At 55.8% G+C, this 26596-nt stretch carries 22 protein-coding genes and 1 pseudogene; 14 read left to right on the plus strand and 9 right to left on the minus strand.

Annotated elements, in window-relative coordinates; all coding sequences use genetic code 11:
• Positions 1 to 135 precede the first annotated feature (135 nt).
• The 10 genes from V8L71_RS17915 to V8L71_RS17960 all read left to right on the plus strand — a co-directional run bounded on the left by V8L71_RS17915 (position 136) and on the right by V8L71_RS17960 (position 13209).
• Entirely contained in the window at positions 136 to 831 is a 696-nt protein-coding gene (locus V8L71_RS17915) for an isochorismatase family protein (protein WP_336274985.1), read from the plus strand.
• 132 nt (positions 832 to 963) lie between these two features.
• On the plus strand, positions 964 to 2019 hold the full coding sequence (locus V8L71_RS17920) for a GlxA family transcriptional regulator (protein ID WP_336274986.1): 1056 nt from the start codon (positions 964 to 966) through the stop codon (positions 2017 to 2019).
• 285 nt (positions 2020 to 2304) lie between these two features.
• On the plus strand, positions 2305 to 3627 hold the full coding sequence (gene glyA / locus V8L71_RS17925) for a serine hydroxymethyltransferase (protein ID WP_336274987.1): 1323 nt from the start codon (positions 2305 to 2307) through the stop codon (positions 3625 to 3627).
• 38 nt (positions 3628 to 3665) lie between these two features.
• Complete coding sequence (locus tag V8L71_RS17930) at positions 3666 to 4916, plus strand: sarcosine oxidase subunit beta family protein (RefSeq protein WP_336274988.1); 1251 nt, start codon at positions 3666 to 3668, stop codon at positions 4914 to 4916.
• 14 nt (positions 4917 to 4930) lie between these two features.
• Positions 4931 to 5305 carry a sarcosine oxidase subunit delta gene (locus tag V8L71_RS17935; RefSeq protein WP_336274989.1) on the plus strand — a complete coding sequence of 125 codons (375 nt, stop codon included), beginning with the start codon at positions 4931 to 4933 and terminating at the stop codon, positions 5303 to 5305.
• Positions 5302 to 8388 (plus strand): sarcosine oxidase subunit alpha family protein, encoded by a 3087-nt coding sequence (locus V8L71_RS17940; protein WP_336274990.1) that lies wholly within the window; start codon positions 5302 to 5304, stop codon positions 8386 to 8388. Before V8L71_RS17935 ends, V8L71_RS17940 begins: the two co-directional genes overlap by 4 nt.
• The gene (locus V8L71_RS17945) at positions 8381 to 9031 is read left to right on the plus strand and encodes a sarcosine oxidase subunit gamma (RefSeq protein WP_336274991.1); all 651 of its coding nucleotides are present in this window, start codon (positions 8381 to 8383) and stop codon (positions 9029 to 9031) included. The genes V8L71_RS17940 and V8L71_RS17945 overlap by 8 nt, the downstream gene beginning before the upstream one ends.
• A 47-nt stretch (positions 9032 to 9078) precedes the next feature.
• Positions 9079 to 9945 (plus strand): formyltetrahydrofolate deformylase, encoded by an 867-nt coding sequence (purU, locus tag V8L71_RS17950; RefSeq protein ID WP_336274992.1) that lies wholly within the window; start codon positions 9079 to 9081, stop codon positions 9943 to 9945.
• 37 nt (positions 9946 to 9982) lie between these two features.
• On the plus strand, positions 9983 to 11362 hold the full coding sequence (locus V8L71_RS17955) for an L-serine ammonia-lyase (RefSeq protein ID WP_336274993.1): 1380 nt from the start codon (positions 9983 to 9985) through the stop codon (positions 11360 to 11362).
• 641 nt (positions 11363 to 12003) lie between these two features.
• Positions 12004 to 13209 carry an MFS transporter gene (locus V8L71_RS17960; protein ID WP_336274994.1) on the plus strand — a complete coding sequence of 402 codons (1206 nt, stop codon included), beginning with the start codon at positions 12004 to 12006 and terminating at the stop codon, positions 13207 to 13209.
• Positions 13210 to 13357: 148 nt separating this feature from the next.
• Here V8L71_RS17960 and V8L71_RS17965 read toward each other — a convergent pair whose 3' ends face one another.
• The 4 genes from V8L71_RS17965 to V8L71_RS17980 form a co-directional block, all read right to left on the minus strand.
• Positions 13358 to 14305 (minus strand): GGDEF domain-containing protein, encoded by a 948-nt coding sequence (locus tag V8L71_RS17965; RefSeq protein WP_336274995.1) that lies wholly within the window; start codon positions 14303 to 14305, stop codon positions 13358 to 13360.
• Positions 14306 to 14616: 311 nt separating this feature from the next.
• On the minus strand, positions 14617 to 17793 hold the full coding sequence (locus tag V8L71_RS17970) for an EAL domain-containing protein (protein WP_336274996.1): 3177 nt from the start codon (positions 17791 to 17793) through the stop codon (positions 14617 to 14619).
• 13 nt (positions 17794 to 17806) lie between these two features.
• Positions 17807 to 18799: a GGDEF domain-containing protein gene (locus V8L71_RS17975; RefSeq protein ID WP_336274997.1), complete on the minus strand. Its 993-nt coding sequence runs from the start codon at positions 18797 to 18799 to the stop codon at positions 17807 to 17809.
• Positions 18800 to 18804: 5 nt separating this feature from the next.
• Positions 18805 to 19614 (minus strand): alpha/beta fold hydrolase, encoded by an 810-nt coding sequence (locus V8L71_RS17980; RefSeq protein WP_133731911.1) that lies wholly within the window; start codon positions 19612 to 19614, stop codon positions 18805 to 18807.
• Positions 19615 to 19963: 349 nt separating this feature from the next.
• Between V8L71_RS17980 and V8L71_RS17985 the strand changes: the two genes are divergently transcribed.
• Positions 19964 to 20155: a hypothetical protein gene (locus V8L71_RS17985; protein WP_336274998.1), complete on the plus strand. Its 192-nt coding sequence runs from the start codon at positions 19964 to 19966 to the stop codon at positions 20153 to 20155.
• A gap of 43 nt (positions 20156 to 20198) precedes the next feature.
• Positions 20199 to 20756, plus strand: a complete 558-nt coding sequence (locus V8L71_RS17990; protein ID WP_336274999.1) for a hypothetical protein — start codon at positions 20199 to 20201, stop codon at positions 20754 to 20756.
• A gap of 107 nt (positions 20757 to 20863) precedes the next feature.
• On the opposite strand, the gene V8L71_RS17995 is transcribed toward V8L71_RS17990, so the two are convergent.
• The 3 genes and pseudogenes from V8L71_RS17995 to V8L71_RS18020 all read right to left on the minus strand — a co-directional run bounded on the left by V8L71_RS17995 (position 20864) and on the right by V8L71_RS18020 (position 22936).
• Positions 20864 to 20998: a hypothetical protein gene (locus tag V8L71_RS17995; RefSeq protein ID WP_268746289.1), complete on the minus strand. Its 135-nt coding sequence runs from the start codon at positions 20996 to 20998 to the stop codon at positions 20864 to 20866.
• Between the two features lie 44 nt (positions 20999 to 21042).
• Positions 21043 to 21899: pseudogene (locus V8L71_RS20785) on the minus strand (ATP-binding protein); the annotation flags it as partial.
• An 830-nt stretch (positions 21900 to 22729) separates the two neighbouring features.
• Positions 22730 to 22936: a hypothetical protein gene (locus V8L71_RS18020; RefSeq protein WP_336275003.1), complete on the minus strand. Its 207-nt coding sequence runs from the start codon at positions 22934 to 22936 to the stop codon at positions 22730 to 22732.
• A gap of 378 nt (positions 22937 to 23314) precedes the next feature.
• On the opposite strand from V8L71_RS18020, the gene V8L71_RS18025 reads away from it, so the two are divergent.
• On the plus strand, positions 23315 to 24226 hold the full coding sequence (locus tag V8L71_RS18025; protein WP_336275008.1) for an AraC family transcriptional regulator: 912 nt from the start codon (positions 23315 to 23317) through the stop codon (positions 24224 to 24226).
• A 124-nt stretch (positions 24227 to 24350) separates the two neighbouring features.
• Here V8L71_RS18025 and V8L71_RS18030 read toward each other — a convergent pair whose 3' ends face one another.
• Positions 24351 to 24710 carry a hypothetical protein gene (locus V8L71_RS18030; protein ID WP_336275004.1) on the minus strand — a complete coding sequence of 120 codons (360 nt, stop codon included), beginning with the start codon at positions 24708 to 24710 and terminating at the stop codon, positions 24351 to 24353.
• Positions 24711 to 25106: 396 nt separating this feature from the next.
• On the minus strand, positions 25107 to 25307 hold the full coding sequence (locus V8L71_RS18035; RefSeq protein WP_336275005.1) for a BCCT family transporter: 201 nt from the start codon (positions 25305 to 25307) through the stop codon (positions 25107 to 25109).
• 387 nt (positions 25308 to 25694) lie between these two features.
• On the opposite strand from V8L71_RS18035, the gene V8L71_RS18040 reads away from it, so the two are divergent.
• Positions 25695 to 26596, plus strand: a 902-nt coding sequence (locus tag V8L71_RS18040; protein WP_336275006.1) for an IS1380 family transposase, incomplete at its 3' end; no start/stop codon positions are given.

Genomic DNA, 26596 nt, shown 5'->3' on the forward strand with positions numbered 1-26596 from the left:
ATTTTGGTATCAATGTTCTTGAAAATGTAATTGGACGGCATTAGATGAAGTGATTAATCTTGAAGTTGTCTGATGACATCTGATTGTTCATCAATTAAAGAAGATCACTAATCTCAATAAAATGGAGTAAGACAAATGTCTCAAGATCTGACGGTAATGCTCGAGCAAGCCTTTGAAGAATCCACCAAGCTTTACCAGGAGCGTGGTTTCCAGCGCCGTGTCGGTTTCGGCAAGAAGCCAGCGCTGATCAGCGTCGACCTCGCCAATGCCTGGACCCGCCCAGGCAACCCCTTCACCTGCGACCAGGAGAAGATGGACAACGAGATCATTCCCGGCATGCAGAAGCTCCTCAAGGCGTTCCGCGCCGCGAACCTGCCGGTTATTCATGTGACTACGGCTTACGAGATCACCGATCGCAATGCGCCCTTTACCGACATGGGGCTGTGGCACAACAAGATCCCGATCGATGTCGTCGATCTTGCCGACAAAGAACTGTGGGCCATCGATTCCCGAATTGCCCCGGTCGAGGGTGAATATACGCTGCTGAAGAAGCGTGCCTCGGCCTTCCATGGTACCGAGCTTGCTGGCATCCTGCGGGCCAACGGTATCGACACGATCCTGGTGACCGGAGTGACGGCCTGTGCCTGTGTTCGCCAGACGATCTGTGACGGCATCGCTGATGGTTTCCGTCCTATCGCGGTCAAGGAGTGTATCGGTGACCGTGTGCCGGGGGCGGTGGCCTGGAACCTGTTCGATATCGACGCCAAGTTCGGCGATGTCGAACCCGTGGATCGCTGCGTGGACTATATCGAGACCGTCGGCCAGGCCTGATTCTGGAATTGGCTTCGGCGCATCGGTTAAAAAAGCGAGCCCTATTGGGCTCGCTTTGCTTAAGAGGACGGGGCTGGTGGCGAGGTAGGCTATGATCTCGAACCTGAAACAGGGTCTACAGGATGGATTGCCATGACGCCAGAAAACGCCTCGATTTACCCTTCTCGCGATGAGCATCTCTCGGTCGGCTTTGTCCTGCTGCACCGCTTCACCTTGCTGCCCTTCGCCGCTTTCGTCGACTGTCTGCGCCTGGCCGCCGACGAGGGAGACCGCAGCCGCCAGCTGAGCTGCCACTGGACCTTCATGACCAGCACCGGGCAGGAGGCGCTCTCGAGCTGCGGTGCCGCTGTTTCGCCCTGCGAGCGTTTCCGGGTCCCCGGTGAGTTCGACTACATCGTGGTGATCGGTGGCGTGCTGGATGAGTGCGACTGGGCGGATTCCACCGCTCTGGCCTACCTGCGACAGGCGACCGAGGCGGGCGTGCCGCTGGTGGGGTTATGCACCGGGGTCTTCGCCCTGGTCCAGGCGGGGCTGATGAAGGGGCGGCGTTGCTGCGTCAGCTGGTATCACCACCGCGACATGATGCAGCGTTTTCCTGCCATCCAGCCGGTCGCCGATCGCCTTTTCATCGACGATGGGGACCGCCTCACCTGCGCGGGCGGGGCGGCCTCCGCCGATCTGGCCGCCTATCTGGTCGAGCGGCATCTGGGCAAGGCGTGGGCCATGAAGAGCCTGCATATCATGCTGCTCGACGAGGCCCGCACCAGCGCCCATCCCCAGCCGCAGCCGGTGGTGTTCGGCAAGATCGAGGATCGTCTGGTGCGCCGCGCCATCACCGTGCTCGAGCAGCACCTGGGCGTGGCGATCACGATAGATGAGCTGGCAGAGCGGGTGGGAACCTCACGCCGCAATCTGGAGCGCCACTTTCGTGAAACACTGGGTGTCGGGCCGCAGAAGTTTGCCCGCGACCTTCGGCTGCGCTATGGCCTGTGGTTGCTCCACTATACTGGCAAGCGCGTCACCGAGATCGGCGAGCGCTGCGGTTTCGCAGATACGGCCCACTTCTCGCGCCGGTTTCGTAGCGCCTTCGGCATGAGTCCGTCGGAGATGCGCAAGCGCTCCGGCGAGCCCGGCAGCGACCGGGTCGACCCCTTCTTCCTGCATGTCGATAGCCACCTGACGCTCTGAGTATTGGCTCGTTTCCTTTTGTCCTGGGCTCCCCCAGGGCTTCCTTGAAGTCCACTTGACGCTTTCTGCTGAAAGGGAGCGGGTAGCTTGCTGTGCTGAGAGTTCAGGAAACCTGTCGCATTTGTTCAATCTTTACCCCTCACTATCGCCTTTAATCGAGACGTGAAACGAATGAGCTGTGCAGCGATTATCTGCGCATAAGGATTTCAAATTTCTCATCATGGCGGGTTGCCGATAGATTCGAGGAAACGCCCTGCCCACTTTTAAGAACAACAGGAGTCTTCCATGAACCGTTCTTCTCTTACCAACTTTGATTCCCAAATCGCTGCGGCCATTGCCGACGAGGCGGCTCGCCAGGAGGCCCACGTCGAGCTGATCGCCTCCGAGAACTACGCCAGCCGCGCGGTGATGGAGGCCCAGGGTACCCAGCTGACCAACAAGTACGCCGAGGGTTACCCCGGCAAGCGCTACTACGGTGGCTGCGAGCACGTCGATGTGGTCGAGCAGTTGGCGATAAGCCGTGCCTGCGATTTGTTTGGGGCCAAGTATGCCAATGTCCAGCCACACTCGGGTGCTCAGGCTAACGCAGCGGTTTTCATGGCGCTGATCAAGCCCGGCGATACCGTGTTGGGCATGAGCCTGGCCCACGGCGGCCACCTGACCCACGGCGCCGCGCCTAATTTTTCCGGCAAGCACTATCACGCCGTGCAATATGGCCTGAACCCGGAATCCGGCGAGATCGACTACGAAGAAGTCGAGCGCCTGGCGCGCAGCCACAAGCCGAAGATGATCATTGCCGGTTTCTCGGCCTACGCCCGCGTGGTCGATTGGCGGCGTTTTCGTGCCATCGCTGACGAGGTCGGCGCTTGGCTGATGGTCGACATGGCCCACGTCGCGGGCCTGGTCGCTGCTGGCCACTACCCGAGCCCGATCCCCCACGCTCATGTGGTGACCACCACCACCCATAAGACCTTACGCGGCCCGCGGGGTGGGCTGATCCTTTCTGACCATGGCGATCCGGCGCTGTACAAGAAACTCAATGGCGCGGTCTTTCCAGGCCAGCAGGGCGGCCCGTTAATGCATGTGATTGCTGCTAAAGCGGTCGCGTTCAAAGAGGCTATGAGCCAGGAGTTCGTGCAGTACCAACAGCGCGTGATCGATAACGCCCGGGCCATGGCCAAAGTGTTCATGGCTCGCGGTTATGACGTTGTGTCCAAGGGCACCGACAATCACCTCTTCCTGGTCTCGCTGATCAAGCAGGGCGTCACCGGCAAGGATGCTGACGGGGCACTCGGGCGGGCTCATATCACCGTCAACAAGAATGCGGTGCCCAATGACCCTGAGAGCCCCTTCGTCACCTCCGGGCTGCGTATCGGCACACCGGCAGCCACGACACGCGGGTTCTGCGAAAGCGAATGCGCTGAATTGGCCAATTGGATCTGCGACATCCTTGATGTGCTGGCCGAGCTTGGTAACAGCGATGCCGTGGAGGCGGAAGTGCGCGACAAGGTTGCTGAGCTCTGCGAGCGCCATCCGGTCTACGCCGAGGCCGCTGCTACCAGCGGTCAGCAGGCCCACGCCCAGGCTGACGCCGCATCGGCGGTCTAATCGCCTTCACGAGTCAGGAGCGGTTTCAGGAGAAAGTTATGCAACGCTATTCAGGCTTCGGACTGGCCAAGCACGCGCTTAGTCATCATGAAAACTGGGAACGCCAATGGCGTAATCCCGCCCCCAAGAAACAGTATGACGTGATTATCGTCGGCGGTGGGGGCCATGGCCTGGCCACGGCCTACTACCTGGCCAAGGAGCATGGCATCACCAACGTCGCCGTGGTTGAGAAGGGCTGGCTGGGTGGCGGCAACACCGCACGCAATACCACCATCGTGCGCTCCAATTACCTATGGGATGAATCCGCGGCGCTCTATGAACATGCAATGAAACTGTGGGAAGGACTTTCTCAGGATCTCAATTACAACGTGATGTTCTCCCAGCGCGGCGTCATGAACCTGGGTCACACCCTGCAGGATATGCGCGACATCAAGCGCCGGGTTAACGCCAACCGCCTGAACGGCATCGACGGCGAGGTGCTGGACGCCAAAGGCGTGCAGGAGATCGTACCGATCATGGATTGCTCGAAAAATGCCCGTTATCCGGTGCTGGGGGCCTCCTGGCAGCCCCGCGCCGGGGTTGCACGCCATGACGCCGTTGCCTGGGGCTATGCCCGGGCAGCCGATGCGCTGGGTGTCGATCTTCTCCAAAACACCGAGGTCACTGGCTTCAAGATTCGCGATGGCCGCGTCTACGGGGTGCATACCAATCGCGGCGACATCGAGGCCAAGACAGTGGGTTGTGTGGCTGCGGGCAACTCCGGCGTGTTGGCCAAGATGGCAGGCTTCAAGCTGCCCATCGAGTCCCACCCGCTGCAAGCGCTGGTCTCCGAGCCGCTCAAGCCGGTGTTAGATACCGTGGTGATGTCCAACCATGTGCACGGCTACATCAGCCAGACCGACAAGGGTGATCTGGTGATCGGTGCCGGCATCGACGGCTACAACGGCTACGGCCAGCGGGGCAGTTATCCCACCGTGGAGCACACCCTGCAGGCTATTGTGGAGATGTTCCCGATATTTTCCCGGGTGCGAATGAATCGCCAGTGGGGCGGCATCGTCGACACCTGCCCAGACGCCTGCCCGATCCTCTCTGCGACGCCCGTGAAGGGAATGTTCTTCAACTGCGGTTGGGGCACCGGTGGCTTCAAGGCCACACCAGGCTCCGGTCACGTCTTCGCCTGGACACTGGCCAAGAACCAGGCGCATCCACTTGCCGCACCGTTCTCCATTGATCGCTTTCACACCGGGGCACTGGTTGACGAGCACGGCGCCGCAGGCGTGGCCCACTAAAAGGAGTCAGTAGCATGTTCCATATCCATTGCCCCTACTGTGGGGAGCTTCGCGAGGAAGAGGAGTTCCATGCCAAGGGTCAGGCGCACCTTGCTCGCCCAGAGCATCCCGAGGCCTGTAGCGATAAAGAATGGGGAGATTACCTATTCTTCCGCGACAACCCGCGTGGCATCCACCATGAGTTATGGGTGCATGCCATCGGTTGTCGCAAATTCTTCAACATCACGCGTAATACCGTGACCTACGAAATATACGAGACCTACAAGATCGGTGAGCCGCCGCGTTTCACAGCCGAGCATCCTGAGGGCAAACCCGCCGAGCAGGTCGCCGCTGAGAAAGCCGCTGCCGAGGCGGAAGTGGTCGAGCGTCAGGAAGGAGTCAAGGCATGAGCAAGTCTTTGAAACAGTCGTTAAAACAGCCGAACCGTCTTAGCGAAGGCGGACGCATCGATCGCGCCCACTCACTGGGCTTCACCTTCAACGGCAAACAGTACCAGGGCCATACCGGCGATACCCTGGCCTCGGCGCTGATGGCCAACGGGGTCGACATCGTTAACCGCAGCTTCAAGTACTCGCGGCCGCGGGGCATCGTCGCTGCTGGCGCTGAAGAGGCCAATGCCTTGGTACAGTTAGGCAGTACCGAGGCTGCTCAAGTGCCCAACGTGCGCGCCACTCAGCAAGCGCTGTTCAACGGCCTCACGGCGCAGAGCACCAACGGCTGGCCTAACGTCCAGCGCGATGTTATGAGCCTGGTGGGCAAGCTGGGCGGGCGCTTCATGCCGCCGGGCTTCTACTACAAGACCTTCATGGCGCCGGCCTCAATGTGGATGACCTATGAAAAGTACATCCGCAAGGGCGCAGGACTGGGGCGCAGTCCTATGCAGAGCGATCTGGACAGCTACGACCATTTGCACCAGCACTGTGACCTCCTGGTGGTCGGTGCCGGTCCCGTGGGCCTCGCGGCGGCACTGACCGCAGCACGCAGCGGGGCCAGGGTGATTCTCTGTGACGAGCAGGAGGAGATGGGCGGCTCGCTGCTCGACAGTCGCGAGCAGCTTGACCACCGACCTGCCGCCCAGTGGGTGGAGCGCGTAATAGGTGAACTCGCCGCATTGGATAACGTCACCTTGCTTCCGCGTACTACCGCCAATGGCTACCATGACCACCACTTCGTCACCCTGCATGAGCGGCGCACCGAGCATCTCGGCGAGACCGCTCCGCTGATTAACGGCTATCGCCCCAGCCGGTCGCGGATGCATCGCGTGCGCGCTGGCCAAGTGCTTTTGGCCAGTGGCGCCCACGAGCGGCCGCTGGTCTACGCCAATAACGACGTGCCGGGCAACCTGGTGGCCGGTGCCGTTTCTACTTACATTCGCCGCTACGGTGTGGTACCTGGGAATAAGCTGGTGCTCTCGACCAGCAATGACCACGCTTACCGCGCCGCCCTGGACTGGCATGACCTGGGAGCAGCGTCCGGCCGAAAGGTAGTGGCCATCGTCGATGCCCGTAAGGCGCCGGATGGCGACCTGGTGGAGCAAGCCCGCGCCCGAGGAATTCGTATTATCACCGGCAGTGCTGTGCTTGAAGCCAAGGGAGGCACTCGGGTAAACGGCGCCCGCATCGCCACCATCGACGCTGATGCGTTCAAGGTGACCGGTCAGGCTGAGACGTTGGCGTGCGATACCATCGCCACCTCCGGCGGCTACAGCCCGGTGTTCCACCTGGCCTCCCACACCGGCGCGCGGCCGACCTGGAACGACGAGATTCTTGGCTTCGTGCCCAGTTTGGTGAAGGGCGTGCACGCCGCGGGCAGTGCCCGCGGCATCCATGACCTGGCCGAAGGGCTGGCCGATGGCGCTACCATGGCTGCCCGTGCCCTGGAGGCGCTCGGCCGGTCTGTCCAGGCGGTTGAGCTGCCCCAGGTTGAGGCTCGCCGCGAAGGTGCCGCCTGCGCCCTGTATCAGGTGCCCCATGAGAAATCGACGCTGCGTGGCCCCAAGCAGTTCGTCGATTTACAGAACGATGTTACGGCGGCGGCCATTGAGCTGGCGACCCGCGAAGGCTTCGAGTCCATTGAGCACGTCAAGCGCTACACCGCCATGGGCTTTGGCACCGACCAGGGCAAGCTCGGCAATATCAACGGCATGGCGATCGCCGCACGTTGCCTGGGCAAGACGATTCCTGATGTGGGCACTACAGTGTTCCGCCCCAACTATACGCCGGTGACCTTCGGCGCTATCGCCGGTCGTCACTGTCGCGACCTGTTTGACCCTGAGCGCTACACGGCCCTACACCAGTGGCACGTGGAACGTGGTGCCGAGTTCGAAGATGTCGGCCAATGGAAGCGCCCCTGGTACTTTCCACAAGAAGGTGCCGAAGCCGTCAACGGCAAACGCGAGAGCATGGCTGATGCAGTGGTCCGGGAGTGCCTGGCCGTGCGTCAGGGGGTGGGCATACTGGATGCCACGACCCTGGGCAAGATCGATATCCAAGGGCCGGATGCCAGAGAATTCCTGGGGCGTGTCTACACCAATAAATGGGCCAAATTAGCGCCTGGGCGTGTGCGCTACGGCTTGATGTGCAAAGACGATGGCATGCTCATGGACGACGGGACGACCAGTTGTCTGGGCGAGAATCACTTTTTGATGACCACCACCACGGGGGGGGCCGCCGGCGTGATGGAGTGGCTGGAGCTGTGGCACCAGACTGAGTGGCCCGAGCTGCAAGTATATTTCACCTCGGTCACCGACCACTGGGCGACGATCACCGTCACTGGTCCGGAAGCACGCAAGCTGCTCGAGGAGATCACTGATATCGACTTGGATCGTGACGCCTTCAAGTTTATGGATTGGCGCGAAGGCACGGTCGCCGATGTTCCTGCACGGGTGTTCCGCATCTCGTTCACTGGCGAACTTTCATTCGAGATTAATGTGCAGGCTAACTATTCATTGCATGTGTGGAAGACGCTGTTCGAGCATGGTGAAAAGTATGACCTGACGCCTTACGGCACCGAGACCATGCACGTGTTACGGGCAGAGAAGGGCCTGATCATTGCGGGGCAAGAGACTGACGGTTCAGTCACGCCTGAAGATCTGGGGATGCAGTGGGCAGTGGGTTACGACAAACCATTTTCCTGGATCGGTAAGCGGGCCCTGACACGCCCGGATACCGCCCGACAGGACCGCAAGCAGATGGTGGGCCTGAAACCCAAGGATCCGACGGTGATACTGGAGGAGGGTGCCCAGATCGTCTTCGACCCGGGGCATGCGATCCCGATGCCCATGAAGGGCCATGTCACCTCCAGCTACTACAGCGCCATTCTCGGTCACGGTATTGCCTTGGCGGTGGTCAAGGGCGGACAACAGCGGATGGGCGAGACCGTCTATCTGCCCATGGTCGATGGGCAGATGCACGAGGCCGAGATCGTCAGCCCTATCTTTTACGATCCCAAGGGGGAGCGCCAGCATGTCTAATTCGATTGCCGAGAACGTCAGAACCTTCGATACGCATCCCAAAGCGGCAGTGCCGGTGGAGTCCCCGCTGGCCTGGTTTTACCATAACAACGGCCGTCCCAGCATCAGCGCCAAGAGCCGTGTCGTGCTGCGCGAGCGTGCCATGCTGGGGTATTTAATCTTGCGCGGCGGTGCCATCGTACTCGACGAAGCGGTACGCAAAGTGCTTGGCTTCGGCCTGCCGGGGCGCCCCAACGGCCTGATCGGGGACGAGAGTGGCGAGTGCTCGATCCAGTGGCTCTCGCCGGATGAGTGGCTACTGATCGTGCCCGGCGGCGAGGAGTTCGAACTCGAAAACCGGCTGCGCAAAGTTTTGGGCGATGCTCACTACGCCATCGTCAACGTCAGCGGCGGCCAGACCCTGCTTGAGCTTGAAGGCGACAAGGCCCGCGAATTGCTGATGAAGTCGACGGCCTACGACGTCCATCCCGAGGCTTTCCTAGTGGGCAAAGGAGTCACCACGGTCTTTGCTAAAAGTAACCTGATCCTGCGCCGCCCGACGGAGAACCGCTGGGAGCTGGTATTGCGCCGTAGCTTCGCAGACTACCTCTATCGTTGGCTATTAGATGCCGGTAAAGAATACGCCATCGGCGTCGATGCCTGAGATAGAAGGCGCCGACGAAAGACGGCTGCGTTCGAGAGAGACATGCTATGCAAGATAAAAACAATGGTTGGATATTGGCCGCCCAGTGTGCCAGTCGGCTTGGGACCGTGGACGTCGTGACACGCTTTCTGAAAGAACAGCGCTGTTACATCACCGAGCAGCAATCGTTTGACGATCGGCTCAGTGGCGGTTTTTTCATCCGCACCGAGTTTCGTCCCGAGCAGGAAAGCTTCGATGCCCAAGCCTTCCAGGCCGGCTTCGCCGAAAGGGCCGCTGAATTTGCGATGGCCTCCGAGTTGATAGCCCCAGGCACACGTATGCCGGTGGTGATCATGGTCTCCAAGGCTGATCATTGCCTCAATGATTTGCTCTACCGCTACCGCGTCGGCCAGCTGCCTATCGAGATACGCGCCATCGTCTCCAACCATCCGGACCTGGCACCGCTGGCGGAATGGCACGACATCCCCTATCACCATTTTCCGATCACCCCGGAGACCAAGCTCGAGCAGGAGGCGCAGGTTGCGAAGGTGATCGAGGAGACCGGCGCCGAGCTGGTGATTCTGGCCCGCTATATGCAGGTGCTTTCCAGCGGGATGTGTCAAAAACTCTCGGGGCGGGCGATAAATATTCACCATTCACTGCTGCCGGGTTTCAAGGGCGCGAAGCCCTACCACCAGGCGTACGAGAAGGGCGTAAAGCTGGTCGGTGCCACGGCTCACTACATCAACAATGACCTGGATGAAGGGCCAATCATCTCCCAGGGGGTGGAACCGGTCGGCCATGCCGACTACCCCGACGACCTGGTAGCCAAAGGGCGCGATATCGAATGCCTAACCCTGGCCCGGGCGATCGCCCTGCATGTGGAGCGTCGTGTCTTCCTGCATGCCAGGCGTACCGTGGTATTCAATCGCTAACACAGATAACAACAATCATTTTTTAAGGGGGAGAGACATGCCCATCAGCGTTTTTGAACTGTTCAAGATCGGCGTCGGTCCATCGAGCTCGCATACGGTGGGGCCCATGCGGGCAGCCTATGACTTCGTCGGTGAACTGCACGCCCATAAGCTGCTGAACGAGGTGGCGCGTATTGAAGTGCAGCTTTTCGGCTCTCTTTCCGCCACGGGTATCGGCCACCGGACAGACCACGCCGTGATCATGGGCTTGATGGGCGAGCGCCCGGATCAGATCGACCCGACTGTGATTGGGCCGCGCATCGACCAACTGCGGGAAGTGTCTACGTTGCGGCTGGATGATCAGCATAGCGTGCCTTTCCTGTGGGAGCGTGACATGCAGTTGCATCCCGATAGCTTGCCTTACCACCCCAACGCCATGCGGTTGATCGCCCACGGCCATGCTGGCGAACTCTACCAGAACACCTACTACTCGGTGGGCGGCGGCTTCGTCATCGACGACGCCCAGGCGAGTAGTGGCGAGCTAGATAGAGACACCTCTCAGTTGCCTTATAATTTCCAGACCGGCGCCGAGCTGTTAAGGATGTGTCGGGAGAGTGGCTTGCGCATCAGCGAACTGATGCTGGCCAACGAGAAGATGTGGCGCAGCGAGGCCGAGATCCGTGCAGGGCTCTGCGAAATATGGGAAGCCATGAAGGCCTGCGTGGTGAAGGGATTTGAGGCCGAAGGCGTGCTGCCCGGCGGGCTGAACGTCAGGCGCCGTGCGAAAGCGCTGCATCAACGGATGCTGGAAAGCGACGACGACGACTCCTTGATCGCCTCCACGATGTCGGCTATGGATTGGGTCAACCTCTATGCCTTGGCGGTCAATGAGGAAAATGCCGCCGGCGGGCGTATGGTAACCGCCCCTACCAACGGCGCCGCCGGCATCATCCCCGCCGTGCTGCACTATTATATGCAGTTTCGCAAGGGTGCCAACGAGCGTGACGTAGTGGACTTTCTTCTTACCGCCGGTGCTGTGGGTGTCCTGTGTAAGAAAAATGCCTCCATTTCCGGTGCCGAGGTGGGCTGTCAGGGGGAGGTTGGCTCGGCCTGCGCGATGGCCGCCGCCGGCTTCGCCGAACTGATGGGGGGCAGCGTGGGCCAGGTGGAAAACGCCGCCGAGATTGGGCTGGAGCACAACCTGGGGCTGACCTGCGACCCCGTGGGGGGCTTGGTGCAAGTGCCCTGCATCGAGCGTAACGCTATCGCCTCGGTAAAGGCGATCAATGCCGCCCAGATGGCCCTGCGCGGGGATGGCGAGCACTTCATCTCCCTGGATAAAGTCATTCGCACCATGCGTGACACAGGTGCTGATATGCAGGCTAAGTACAAGGAAACCTCCAAGGGCGGTCTGGCCGTGAACGCCATTGAGTGCTGACAATCAGCAATCTCGCTTAGACTGTTTCGGCTGGTTTTCGGGGCCCGGATGATTGATTAACCTCATCTAAAATAATTCGGGCCAGCCTTTATACCGCTGCTTCAGCCTTATCGCTGTTCATGGGACTGGGCGCGTTATGGGTATTGATGCCATCAGTGATAGCCGATGATAGGGCGCATGCCGAATCGGGTTTGGGCAGGTCACGTTCAAAGTTTTGAGCAGCTTCGCTCGCCAGGCATGTTGTCTGCTAAATGGCCCAGGGCCTGCTTGCAGGTATGGCTGCCCAGCAGTAGCGATTGAAGAAGCCTTGACCGACAGGAAACGCGAGAAAACAGAACCGAAGAAGGGCGCAAAAGGAGAACACGACAGCAATGGCAGCTGCTCGTTGACGACTACTGATCGGTGTATCACAAGCGCCTAGCCATGCGGGCCGAGGATTTATCACTAATTCTTCTGAGACGAGAAACGCGCGGATACGCCGGTCTCCGGCTCCGGCGGATGACTCCCGACGAAGTACAAGTATTGCTTATTCGGTGAGCTTTGGCCTGCATGCAGTGATAAAAGTTGCTTGATATTCCGAACACCCTACCTGAGCACCCCAATTCAACAAAAATTTTAGTCTCTGCTTATGGATACGTTAAATGCGTAACATGTTAATACTTTGTTTCGCCTACTCGATCAGCCTGTTTTATCGCAGCATGATCTCGGTGATTGCGCCGGAAATATCATCTGATCTTGCCTTAAGTGAAGGTGGCCTGGGGCTGCTTTCGTCGACATTTTTTATTAGTTTTGCAGTTGCCCAAGTGCCCAGTGGCCTGGCGCTGGATCGACTTGGTGCGCGTCTAAGCATCGCTCTATTCATGTGGCTAGCAGTACTAGGCACGGTACTCTTTTCAACAGCCAGTTCATCTTCGCTCGCATTAGTTGGACAGGTGCTTATTGGTGTCGGCTGTGCGCCTATATTCACCGGGACGATGCTATTCATAGGTCACAATTTTCCTCCTGACCGTTTTACCTATTACACCACATTAATAATTGCGGTTGGCAGCATCGGTGATCTGCTCGGCACTACCCCGTTGGCCCTTCTTGCCGAATGGCTGGGATGGCGGTCTGCACTTCTATTTGTCACAGTGTTGTCCGCACTTTCGGCTAGCTGTTGCCTGTTGGGGCTGAAGGCGGACCGTCCTGATAGCATAAACCATTCGCTGATAAACTTGCTGCAGGGAATGGCGTGTGTCACCACCGTACGGGGACTATGGCCGATTATCCCGATGTTTCTGACTAGTTATGCGGTTTTGATGGCTATTCGTGGACTTTGGAGTGGCCCTTACCTGGCAGAGGTATTTCAGTTGGGAACCGACGAGCGGGGCAACATTATACTGGCGATGTCGATTGCGCTGGGGATCGGCACCTTCATGCTGGGCGTATTGGACCGTTTACTGAAAAGGACTAAACAGCTAGTGATTTTCAGTTCTGTGTTGACCTTGGTTCCCTTGTTTGTATTAGCGATTTATCCGTCTGAGGGACCCTATTTTGCGATGTGGGCCTTCGTTGCTGTAGGGCTTTTTGGTTTTAACTATCCGTTATTGATGTCCCATTGTCGAAGCTTTCTGACGCCAGCCTATTATGGACGGGGGATGGCGTTCCTCACGGCATTAAGCTTTATCGGTGTTGCCCTGATTCAAAGCATCAGCGGATGGATAATGAGTATTGCATATGAAAATCAACTGTTTCCAAGCGAGCAGTACTGCTTGTTATTCTTCCTTCTTGCTGGCGTACTCGTACTGGCGACATTGGTTTACTGCTTCAGCGACCCGCAAGGAAATGGGAGTGAGCCGCTCTCATAAAGACGCTCGATGTGAAGCGGCCACGGTGATAAAGAGCGGCGCCATGTCAATACACTCTGATGAGTTAATAGGCGCAGCCTCAGACACTTAATCAAGTCAACAAACGGGAGCGACTTTGCGCATAGCCTGTAGCGATTACTCATCAACGCTACCAATTTCTAAGGCCGTTGATACAGTCACGCCCACTACGTTTAGCGTCATAGAGCGCATCGTCAGCGTCTTTAAGTAACGTTGAAAAGCCTTCTGGATCGATGATGTCCCGACTGGCAAGGCCCATGCTGAGGGTAACAAGACCAGAATCTGTCGTAGGATGGGGAATGGCACTTCTAAGTAAACTGTTTCTAATTCGATGAGCCACTTGCTGTGGTTTTGATAAAGGTGCATCCAGTAGTAGCACCAGAAATTCGTCACCCCCTAATCTTATTGCGTAAGCTTCACACTCTCTTAGACTATTCTGAATCGCCAGGGCCACCTGCTGTAAACAAAGGTCACCCTGCAAATGCCCCAGCCTATCGTTGTAGGGCTTGAACTGGTCAATATCTATCATCAACGCAGTCACCTGAAAATGGCGTCCCTTACTCACGAGTATCTTACGCAAACGCTCTAGCGCTCTGCGATTGCCCATATCAGTTAGTGGGTCGGTTTCCGCTTTGACCAGCGCGTTCTGGTATTCTCGTTTTAATGCCGTCGTTAAGGTCTTTGCCTGGGTGATATCCACACCGATACCGAGCAGGCCAACATCCGGAATCAGGGTTTCTGTCATCAGCAGCCAGCGGCCATCCCATGCATCAATTTCAAACTGGCGATAGGTTTGCTTGCGTCGCTTTGCGAGCGCCAACCGAATCCATAATTCAATATCCTCCGTCTCTATAATTAGCCCCTGGCTCTTGGCGTAATTGTCACGTACGACATCCGGCCAAGTTGGGTGCGACCCTTGCGTATGACAGATGAGTTGATAGTAGTGGGCATTTCCATAAACCAACCTGTCATGGTCATCGAATAAAGAAATCGCAGCGCCACTAATATCAAATAGGCGGGCCACCACTGGTAAAGTATTCGCCAGCTGTTCAGTACTATCATCCAACGAAAATGCCACGGTAATTACCCCTGCTAATGCGATACATTCGGTGGATTGCAGATAGGTGCCAAGCGATCCTATAAACTAATCATAATGTGTCCATTGTCAATTGATCTACACGATCATGATGCTTGTACTCCCTCTTATGGGGCGTGATCGCAGGGCTAGTAAGGTTAAGTTACAAGCGGGAAATTATATTTTGATTTGCATAACATTTGTGATGGCGCTCGATATCACACACGTTTCTCCGCCTTCCTTCCTCGCTATGTCTAGAGCTACCGTATGCCTGAAACCTGTGACTAATAGACATGGAGCCAGAGGTCTAAACCTCAGGCGTGAGAAGATGCAGGTAACTGATCCGGCAGTTGCATGACGGCTTCTAACGGCATAGGCCTGGCGAAGTGGAACCCTTGCAATAGATTGCAGTGACGGCGGACGAGATCCTGCTGCTGTTTGAGCTCCTCAATGCCCTCGGCCACCACTAGCAGACCCAGTTGGTGCGACATGGTGATAATCCCCTGCACAATAGCGGCATTGCGTTTGTCGGTCGTGATGTCCTTGATGAAGGCTCGGTCTAGCTTGATCTTGTGAATGGGCAGATCACGCAGATAGCTCAGGCTGGAGAAACCGGTGCCAAAGTCATCGAGTGCCACCTTAATCCCCATGGCGTTGAGCTGATTGATCAGCTCAGTGGCCTGTTCAGACCCATCCAGCAGAACGCTTTCGGTAACCTCCAGTTCCAGAAACTCGGGTGGGAGGCCAGAAGCACTTAGCGCCTGATGAAGATCGTCAAGAAATCCCTCTCTTCGAAACTGAAGCGATGAGATATTGACAGCTACTGGCACCCTACGCCCGCCTGCAGCCAGCATGGTTGCAGCATCTTGGCACACCTGACGCATAATCCAGCGCCCCATTGGAATGATTTGCCCCGTTTGCTCTGCAAGCGGAATAAACTCTCCTGGCGAGATCATACCTCCCTCGGGATGTTGCCAGCGGATTAACGCCTCCAATCCACGGATGCGACCACTCACTGCCTCCACGATGGGCTGGTAGTAGAGTTCGAATTGATCATCCTGCAAGGCTGTATGCAAGCCGTGTCGCAGGGTAACGGATGCTTCGGTTACGCGCTGCTCTTCGCCCTGATACCACTGCCAGGTGTTGCGCCCTTTTTGTTTGGCGTCGGTCATGGCAAGGTCGGCGCGTTGCATCAGCTCATAAGCGTATTCACAAGATTCGGCATTACAAGCGACGCCTATGCTGGCACTGATATGGACAGCCCTGCCTTCGAGCTGGAAAGGCGCTGACAGTGCATCAATCATCTGCTCGGCCATATCGCCCCCGGCCTGATGGTCCTGGAGATGATTGAACAGTAGGGCGAACTCGTCACCGGTGAGGCGAGCCAGCGTATCGTCTGGCCCGGTTAGCGGCTGCAGTCGGTCGGTCACCGCCACCAAGAGTTGGTTGCCGATGTGATAGCCCAGTCCGTCATTAACCGCCTTAAAGCCGTCCAGGTCGAGATGCATCACGACCAGTAAGCTGCCCGACTGCTGCGCCTGATCAAACGCTTCCTTCAGGCGCTCATCAAGGGTCGTTTGGTTCGGGAGGCCGGTTAACAGATCATGGGAGGCCTGATAAGCCAGTTGGGCTTCCTGCTCATACTGTTTAGTAATGTCCTTAACGATGCCGAAGACACCGTGTGTCTCCCCGTCAACAATAATCGGCATTGTAGTCAAATCAAGGAACCGCCCATGCCCATCACTCCTGGTTATCTGCAGTTCCACCTGGGTGGGGTGTCCGGACAATGTCGACGCATAAAGAGCCTGCATTCGCTCGATATCTTGAGGCTGCAATAGGGTAGAAAAATGACGTCCGATTATCTTATCGTTGGTGCGCCCGGTAATTTTGCTGCAGGCATCATTCGCGGTAACAATATGGCCTGCATGGTCGAGCGAAAAGACGCCATCAGGATGGTAGAGGTAAAGTGAACGATAACGTTGTTCGAGGTCGTATTGCGCTTCAAGGCGCTGTCGGGCACTCAACAGCTCACGTGAGCGCCAGACCACCAGCCTGACCAGCCCCAGGCTCAGGGCCAGCAGATAACTGAGCGTCAGGCCAGCGATAGCAAAACCTGCCGGCATAACACCTGCCTGCAGCATGCTTGATGTGGCGTTCATATGGACATCAAGCGTTAAGCGAGTGCCGCCGGGAAGGCCGACAAGGCGACGTTCAAGGTGTGGGAGAGATCGTTTACCACTGCCGTGGGCCAGACGGTCAGGGTGCCTTATGACCAGATAAGGTGTGTCTCCACCGACTGAAAGCCGCAAAAGGTTTAAGGGTAGGCTAAGCTCGTGTTCAAGCAGCCCCACCAAGTCGACCTCCGCGATTAGACGGCTGCCTGTGCCGTTACCTAAGGGCGCGATAATCAGTAACGTCCTCGGGTTGCTCGGTATCGTGTATGCCAACGCTTCTTCCCACCCAGAGAGTAGCTCATCGCGAAGGCGGGATAGATTTATCTCCTGAACAAAGTGGCGCTGATATTCCTCATTAGAAACGCGCAGATCTTCAAGGCTCCCGTTAGGGTTCAGTATGGCAAGGCTCTTTAAATAAGGGGCATGTCGAAAGTAGGTCTGAACATCGTGCTCCCAATTGCCCACCAGTTCAGGAATATCATTTAACCCCCTACGCCATGCCAAACGCTGAATAAATTCCAGCTGTGTCTTCATTATGTGGCGTGCATTGAGAGCAGCATTATCTATCAAGATGGCTGCCTGACGTTGCATATCGTTCTGAGCGCTCCAGCTCAGGGTGTACCAGGCGAGACAACTGACCATGACGCCAGCAACGGCGGCGATCTTGGTCAGACTGCCCAGGGGAATCAAGCGACGACTACCGCGCCAGGCGGCGACAACGAAAGTAACACCACCCAGCAGGGCGTAAAGGGTGGCCAGTATAGGGGCAGACACAAAGCCTTCTGCCCAATCTAAACGGCTAGCCGGAAGCAGCATTAGCAGCAGTGAAAAGCTACCCGCGCCTAGTGCTAGCAACCCACTAACGGCCCAGACTAACCGGTGCCAAGGCCGCTTCATGCCTAGAGCGGTGCATTGGGCCACTAGAAAGAGCAGAAACGCCGCCGCCGAGAGAATTCTTGGGCCACCGGTCACCCAAGACGTTCCTACCCAGGGCCCATCGGCTAAGCCGTTATGTATTAGGGTGTAGAGAGTGACCACCGCCAACGGCATGGCTGCCAAGTAGTTCAGCCAGTGCCGATTAAACAGCCAACCCAACAAGCAGAGGCCAGCCAGGAAACCAGTTAAGGCAGCGTCGACCACCATCACACCGCTCAGCGGATAGGCAATGCCGAGGAGATGCCCGATGAGACCTGTGCCTCCCAGCAGAGTAAACGTGGTGGCGACCATGAGTAGGCCAACATCCGCGGCGACATCTCGTATCCGGTAAGGCAGCTCAATATCATCCCGTGCGTTTAGTGCTGTCGCTCTGGCTTGCATGACAAGCTCCTCTTCATCTTCGTGCGACGTGGTTACGCCCCTGGTGTTTGGCCGCATATAGGGCGTCGTCGGCGCGCGCCATCAGGCTTTCGCTCGTATCTTCCGGCAGATAGCCTGTCACGCCCAAGCTGGCGGTGATGGGAACTGGTTGCCAATGGTACGTCTCAATGACAAGGCGCAAGCGATCCAAGGCGTTGACTGCCTCATCAATGGAGGTGTCCGGCATCAGCAGGGCGAACTCCTCGCCGCCGATACGCGCGGCAATATCTTGGCCGCGTAGTTGCGATGAAAGCAGCGTAGCAAGCTGTTGTAGGACATGGTCACCGACAGCATGCCCATGTTCATCGTTGACTGGCTTAAAGTGGTCGATGTCCAAGATAGCCACGCTGAAAACATCAGAGGAACGAGCGACGGCTGCTAAGGCTAGTCTCTCCTGCAGCACGAGATCGAAATGGCGTCGGTTGGGCAAGCCGGTAAGCGCATCGCTGTTAGCCTCATGGCCAAGCTGCATGGTGAGACGCTGTAGTTCCGAGTTGTGCGATTCTAATGTGGCGCGCATCGATTCTAGCTCGGCGATGACCGCATTTTTCTCCTCCAGAGCGTGTTGGACTGCCTGGCGAGCTTCTAGCAGTTCGCGTTCTAGTTGATCCTTACGGCCTATGGGCAGCATCGAAATTAACGTCAGGGAGGGCTCTTCCGCGCCCAGGCGGCGCGCACTGCAGAGTACTGGAAGGGCATCGTCATTTTCCAAGCGTAGGTTGAGATGGACTTCATCAACTGCTCCTACATCGGTGAGTCGATACGCTAGAACCCCGAGGTACAGCATGCGCGACTCAACCGTAAACAGGTCGCTTGCCGGCTGGTTAATCAGCTGGCTTGTCGAGCAGCTTAGCCAATCACGGAGGGTGTAATTGGCCAACAGAACTTTGCCCTGCTCATCAATAACCACCTGACCAGACGGAGCGAACTGCCACCAGCGGGCCAAATCGGAAGCTCTCAAACTCATAGGGATCAGCCTTTCTGCATGTCGAGCCGCTCCCGCAGGGCTTGAGCCAAGATGTCAGGGGCCGTGAGCTGGGGATAATGGCCACCTGCATCCAGCACCACGAGTTCACCATCGGGGAGGTGCTGTTGCAGGTACTGGGCTGCCTCGAGAGGCACCATGGCGTCGCGGGCAGTTTGAATGATTAGGCTAGGCACCGTGACGCTGGGCAGGTGGTGGCGGGTATCACCGAGAAAAATGCTTCTTGCCAGTGGTCGCAGTACCTCAGGTGATACGGAAAGAAAGCGTTGTTGCAGGTTCTGCTGGTGAGTCTCAGTGGCAGCATCGCCAAGCGCCACCCGCGAGACGGTACCGGCCCAATCGAGGTAATTCTGCTCCATAAGAAGCATCAGGCTATCAAGCTGCTCATGCGTATAGCCACCCTGGTAGTCAGGAGGGTCGTCAAGGTACCGCGCAGAGCTACAAATCATCACTAAACGGCGGAAGGCCTTGGGACGTTGGATAGAGGCGAGCATACCGATGGTCCCCCCGATGGAGTGGCCAAGCATCAGCGCATTTTCCAAGCCTAATTCATCACATAGGGCGACGATGTCATCCGCATGACCGGAGGACGTACCATGCCGCGCTTTGTCGTAGGCTTCCGGTGCGGCACCGCCGAAACCTGCAAGGTCGACTAGGATCAGTCGGTAGTCTTTCTCAAGTACTGGAAGAAGGCGACGCCATACCGTTTGGTCGCAACCAAAGCCATGAATCAGCAAAATGGGCGTGGTGCCGTAGCCTAGCTCTTTAACGTTGAGAAGATGGCGAAATGAGGTCATAGAATGCCCTGCTTTATTATTATGGGTAAAAATCAGCTAGCACTATCACCGTACCACACAGCGTAGTGTAAACGTCTCAAAGTAAGTCCTAAGAACTAATTGTATAATGAGAAAGTTTATCAATGGATTTTGTGAATGAAGGCCATTTCTCTGTAGTTAGCAGACACGGGTAATAACTTGTAACCGGTCGAGTAACCTCAGGGTTAAAAAACTACCGTGAGCAAGAAGCGGTGATGAACTATCTGCGCAAGGTTGAGCTACTTACTCTGGGTAAACACGAAAACATTGAGATGCAAATCGCCAAACGCTTTACCAGCGTGTTATCGACACTCCAAACCCAAGGGCCAGCATGACGCCTGATGATCACCAGCGCGTAATTCACGAGCTTCAAGCGCTCGTCGGCGACACCCAAGCCACGCTAAGGAGCTTTGAGGAAGCCGGCATGGATGCAAACATGCCAGAGGATTACGACAAGCTGCTGGCTATTTTAGACGACGCGATAAAACAGCAGCGTGAGTATACGAAAATGCTGCTGGCGTAAAAGCAGCGCTACCTAACCTAGGGGTAATGTGTAAAGGGAACGGATGATGACATTTGATGCACCCTACTTTTTTGTATCGTTTGCTAAAGCGTTGGATGAAACGCGTGGGCGTACTTTGGTTGCCAAAACCCATAATGCAGATGATACGCTTCGCGTTTTTCAGGCTGCTGAAGCGGCTTGCAACGCGCAATCGGCTGTTTTTCCCGCTAACGGGATTGTTTATTGTAATGCCCCTGGCCGTCCACGGGAGTTTCTTTGCGACTTCACGTTTCATAATCCACACCAGCGTATTCTGCTGGCGTTAGAGAGCGAGTGGGGTGTGTTGGCGTCGTCAAAGCAAACGGTGGAAGCGGTGCTTTTTGACTTTAAAAAAGTCATCAACATGGCAGCGCCTGTGAAAGTGACGGTGTTTGCGTATGTCGATGATGACAACAAGAAGACAGTGTTAGGCGCAATGGCAGCGCTTATTGCGCAATGGCAGACTGAAACGCTGGGTACCTTAATTACCATTGCCTGCCCCTGGCATGATGAGCTTTACAGCGCCTCAATTGAAGGGTTTGTGTGGCAGCATGGTGAGTGGGATAAACTCACCAAGGAGTAGCGGTAGTGGTGAGTGCTGTCTCTCAATAGGCATCAGCGCCAGTTGTGGCTGCGTTTGACTCCCAACAGCAGGTTGTTCATTGCTGTGATGGCTGGCATCTCAACACCCTAATTCACTGGCAGTGCTTCATCGCTCCCCCAGTCTGCCCAAGGACCGTCGTACAGCGATAGCTGATGGTAGCCCGCCAGTTCGGCGGCCAGCAGAAGGATGCAGACGGTGATACCCGAGCCGTAGGAAAACACCAGTTGGGGTTCACTGCTGGAGTGAAGGGGACGTTACATAGATTGGGCGTGGCGCTCTCAAACCAGTACGGCCCAAACTCGCGTTTTTGTAACAGCAGCAATACATCAAAGGGGTTATAAACAGTATCGACGTGCTTTCCGCCCCAGCGGTAGCCGTTGTACCAGCGCGGATCTCTTCACAGTCAAGACCTGGCAGCTCGGAGGCAAATACCGTATTAATATCGTGATCGGTGTAGCCGCAAATGGCGGCGTAAGGGGCATCTAGTGTAATGTCGTTGAGGTTGTTTAGCCCCGAAAATAGACTGACTTTGCTGAACTTGGAAACGCCGGTCATGCAGGTGAGGGTCGGCGTCTTTAAGCGCGCTCTAGAGGTTTTTCAGTCCCTCGCGAAGTTCGCGGGCTCGTTCAGTATTCAAGAGGTTATCCAAAATGGGCTTATCGTACTCGTCGATGAGCACCACCACGCGTTGGCCGTGAACACTCCGTGCATTTTCAAGCAGACTGGCAAAGTTGTCTGCAATGCGTTCGGGAGGCGGTGTTTCAATATTCAGCTTTTCCGTTGCTGCTGAAGCTGATAGCGGATGTTGGCATCTAAATCCTCACGGCTGTTGGCAACACCGCTACCAAACTCAAACGCACCACGGGGTACTGCTGTTGCCAGTCCCACTTATCATGAATATATAAGTCTTGAAACAGATGATCTCGGCCTTCAAATAGGCAGCCCAAGGTATCTAGCAGCAGGCTTTTAAAAGCGGCGCGGGCGAGAAAGAAAGTAGTATTTGTTCTGATGGGTCAGCTGCTCAATAAACGGTGTTTTGTCGACGTAGTAATAGCCGCCTTCCCGAATATCCGAAAACGTTTGAATACCTATGGGCAACTTGCTGCGATAAGCAGATGACATGCCGGCCTCCAAAGCCGAAACCGTTCGCGTGTTGGCGTTGATGATGAGTTTACATGGTAGTGGTAAGGGCAGATTGTGCGTATGGTGCTGCGTTTTTCGGCGGTGGCACTATTGGCGTTTTACGCGTAGCCAAATCATTTAAACAGGCACATATTGCGCGTTGGCCAAAGGTCAAATCCGGTCAAAAACAGGGCGCGGAAAAGTCACGGTGTGTGCCAATATTGTGCCGCCAAAAGGCACAGTATGGCGTTAATTGGTGTTTTGGTGAAGAGTTTTAAGGCAGTGATTAATATTATAAGCTATTGTTTTATATTTAATTTTATAAATTTTTCCGGTGATAAAAAAGATGGGCTGTAAAATTGAAACCGGCCTCCGAAGCCGAGGGTCGCAGGTTCAAACCTGCCGGGCGTGCCAAATTGTAGAAAAGCCCGCGACCTAGTCGTGGGCTTTTTTGTTGGGTTGGGATATTAGTTCTTACACCCATTTTTAGCGCAGCTAATTCGTTCAGATGGCTACCCAGTGGGAAGAGTGTTCACGGGTATCAAACCCGCAACCCGTTTTGCCACCTATTGATCCTTTATGCACTTCATTTGTTGGGGTATGTTTGACCGCCATTTTGCCTCCTTCTCTTCATTGTTAATTATTATGCTCTTTATTTAGAAGCTACTGTTATATCACTAGCCCCTATATCAAGCTTAGCTTGAATTAAGTTTAGTGCCGAAGCTTTCTTCACTTTATGTGCTGCTAAGAGAACGATGTCGTAAGCTTGAGCTTTCAACGCCCACCCCGCCAGAAGAGCAGGGTCTGCGATGGATAAGGTTGTGCGTCACCTAATCTTCCGGCTTCAACTCTTCCTGCCTGGGCTGCCTACCCTTACTTCGTACCCTTACTTCGCTCAGATCCTCATGGGAGAGGCCGCGATACAATGCGAACATCATGATAAACACCAGAATAAACATCGGCAGGCCGACCACGGTGATGACCTCCTGCAATGCGGTTAGCCCAGCATCGTCTGCCAGCAGACAACATATCGACAATTAGGAAAACAAAGCCTTAGGAAAGAGCAACAAAAATGCAGCTCGATCGAGGTCGTTGGGTGTCGTTTCGATTGGAGGAGCCGTAACGGTATGCACATTACTACGAAATATTTGCCTAATCCTATTTTTTTAATGAAACTGCAACAATCCAATATCAAAAAAACAATCTTAAACTCAACCAATGGTGCCAGCATAGTGCCTGCACAGCCTAGGTTTGAGTAATTTTCCCAGTGGATTATCTGCTTTTTTGACATTTTTGTTAGCGGGCTATGATTTACCTAATCCTGTATACTGCCTCTACGTATTGAGAGGTCAGTCATGAGTAATATTGCCTATCCAAATTATTTGTCAGTTCCTGCGCAGTTAACTGCCGCCCCAATGTGCCGGCAACTTGCCGATCTCGTCTCGTCCAGAGTGAGTGAAGAGGGCCTATATGAAACAGCTATTCCAGGCTTAAACTTGTTTCGAGCGGATGCGCCTACCAGTTGCATGTCATCAGTATACGAGCCGTCGCTCTGTGTTATTGCTCAGGGGCGCGAAACTGTACAGTTGGGGAATCGTGAAATCGTTTACGGTGCTCTCAGCTATATGGTTTCCAGCGTCGATCTTCCGGTGAACAAGCTGGTGATAGATGCCTCGCCGGAGAATCCTTTTCTAGCCGTTAAGATCAATATCGACCCTGCCGAAGTTGCCGAACTGGTGCTGCAGTTGGGCGATGCCACTCATGTCACCGAATCCAGTGCCTTCCCACATTCAGCCTGCGGCATGAGTGTCGCCTCGGTCGACCTGGAAATTCTGGAAGCAATGACCCGGCTAGTTCGATTGCTTGACACCCCCACCGATGCGCGTGTACTTGCGCCGCTGATTCGGCGCGAGATTATTTACCGTGCATTGGTTGGCGAGATGGGCCCTCGCATGCGTGAGTTCGCTTCCATCGACAGCCAGTCAAACCGAATTTTCCAGGTGATTTCGGTACTGAAGGATCGTTTCGCCGAGCCACTGCGGGTGAGGCAATTGGCGGAAGATGTGAATATGAGTGAATCTGCGCTGTACCACAGCTTCAAGCAGGTTACCTGCATGTCGCCATTGCAATTCCAGAAGAAGCTGAGGCTGCACGAGGCACGCTTGTTGATGCTCAAAGAGGGTCTTGAGGCCTCTACGGCCAGTTATCGAGTTGGTTACGAAAGCCCGTCGCAATTCAGCCGCGAATATAGCCGCATGTTTGGCGCACCACCACGGACCGATATGATCAAGTTGCGGGGTGAAACACGCATAAGCATGCTTGCTTAGGCTGCATTTTCAGCGATATTGTCACTGTCGTTGCTTATATACAAGAACGGGCCACCCGATTGGGTGGCCCGAAATGTCTGCGCCGCTTTAGTTGCTAGGTCGGCGCGATATATTGACGCTGGGTTTAGCCACGTGTGCCGCGTACTAAGTTGTCAGCATGATCGGAATGAGCAACCTGTTGAGACATGGTCTGATTACTCTCGATCTCAACAAGGTCACGATGCATTCTTTCACGTGTGCCGCCCAGTGCAGGGCTGCCAGCCTCGAACGTAGTGCGGTAAGACTGGTTTTCTTGATACTCAATGGCTTGGCCATCTTCTGCTTCAACACGGTACTGAGGGCTGCCTTCCCGTGTGCCGCCATGAGTAGAGCTGCTAGTGTCGAAGCCAGCTTGGTTTGACTCTGCAGCGGTAGCTTGAGCGGCCATGCCCAGGATTAAAGCGCTAGCGGTAATTGTCTGCATAATAATAGTGGAGTATTTCATGGAATTAATTCCTCTCATTGAATGACATATCCGCATAACCTGGAAAATGAAGTCTTTATGCCCGTCCGCTTAGAGCCAGTATATGGCTGATATATATCGCGGTGGGCGCCAGGTGGCGGCATGTTTTGGCCGTTAAGACCGTGAGAGAAATGATAGAGAGGGATGGCAACGAGCAGTAGGTGTATTCCTCGCTGAAGATTGCCTAATCCTGCTAATTTTATGTTTCCGAGCGTTTTTACGAGATATAACTCTACTTTTAATAGCCTATACAGATGATCGTGATAGTAAAGCTTTATAAGTGTAGAGCCGTTGCTCTTGCCATTAGATGATCTTTTCTTATTCTGATGCTGAGGCCAAGCAATCGAGATTTGCTTTGTCAGACGGGGGAAGCCGCATTTACCCCCTCGGCGAGTTCGACGGCACTACGCTGCTTTTTTCTACGATACAGCCTTCGCTGGAGTAACGTGCCAGCGTGTCATTCCAGAACGCCATGGACAGCAGGTTGGTTATATACAGGCCAAAGGTTTCGACAATGGCACGTAATAGGAAAACGGTTGAGCCAGTAAACAGCACAAATAACAGCAGGCCAACCGCCATACTGATTATTGCTATTAGAGAGCCGCTTCACCCCAGAATTCAGCCCTGCATAGACCTATAGAGCACTCTGGTCGACAGAAAGGCCCCGCCAAACAAGTTATCGAGGACGGCAAAGGAAATCAGCCTGCCGGACATATTTTTATGCGGCTACGGGTAGCACTGACTCATATAGCCATTGCTGGGGCGTCGCGTCCCGTACGTCGCTCGGCTAGCTTGATGGTGTTTAAGCATGCCACCCGAATAGTCCACAAACCTATTGAGCTTAATCAGTCGGTCCTTGCTGCCAAAAGCTATCAGTGATGATCAATCAGATGTCATTAACCCGGCTTATTCATGAGGCCGACCTGAAAACGAAGATGGCAAGTGGTTTTCTCTTGTAGAATCAGGATGTTCCTGCCAGAACACGATTCAAGAGGACCACTCGCCATGGGTGAAAGCCTATCCACCTGGACGCCCTCATGCAACGGCTCTGTCCGTGTTGAGCTGAGCGGCCAGCGCACTACCAGCGACAGCGGCGCTCTGCTGTTGCGTGAGGCCCTCGACAACAGCGGCGTGATTGAGGCGCTGGAAGACAATCTGGTCGATCGACGCCACCCGCTGCGCATCCTTCATTCGCTGGCCAGCCAGTTGCGTACCCTGGTGCTGCAGCGTGCGATGGGCTGGATCGACCTCAGCGATACCGACACGCTGCGCCGTGATCCGCTCTGGCAGCTGGCCTGCAGCGATGCGCGCGGGACAACGCCCCTGGCCCAGGACCGGCCGTCTCAAGCCACGCTGTCGCGGCTGCTGAGCTGCCTCGGTCGTAACGACAATATCGATGCCGTGCACGAAGGCCTGCTGCGGCTGGTGGTCTGGCGCCTGACCTCGCTGCAGAACGGTGAACGTCCCAAGCAGCTGACGCTGGACATCGACGGCCTGCCGATCAAGGTGCATGGCCACCAGGGCGGGTCGGCCTATCATGGCCTTTACGGGGCCCGCATCTACTCGCCGCTGGTCGCCTCGCTGGCCGAGACCGGCGACATGGTGGGTGGGCTGCTGCGCGAGGGCAACGCCGGCCCGGCCGAGAACGCCGACACTTGGATCCCGCACCTGGTGAAGCGACTCAACGAGAGCACCGGCGCCCAGGTTCGGGTGCGCATCGACGCCGGTTTCACCGACAACGCGACGCTGGAGGCCCTGGAAGAGCGCGACATCGAGTACCTGGGCCGACTGCGCAGTCACTCCGGCCTGCAGAAGCTGGCGGCACCGCACCTGAAGCGGCCACCCGGCCGGCCACCCGAGCAGCCTCG

The organism is Vreelandella indica, from assembly GCF_037070225.1.
GTDB classification, from domain to species: Bacteria; Pseudomonadota; Gammaproteobacteria; order Pseudomonadales; family Halomonadaceae; genus Vreelandella; species Vreelandella arctica.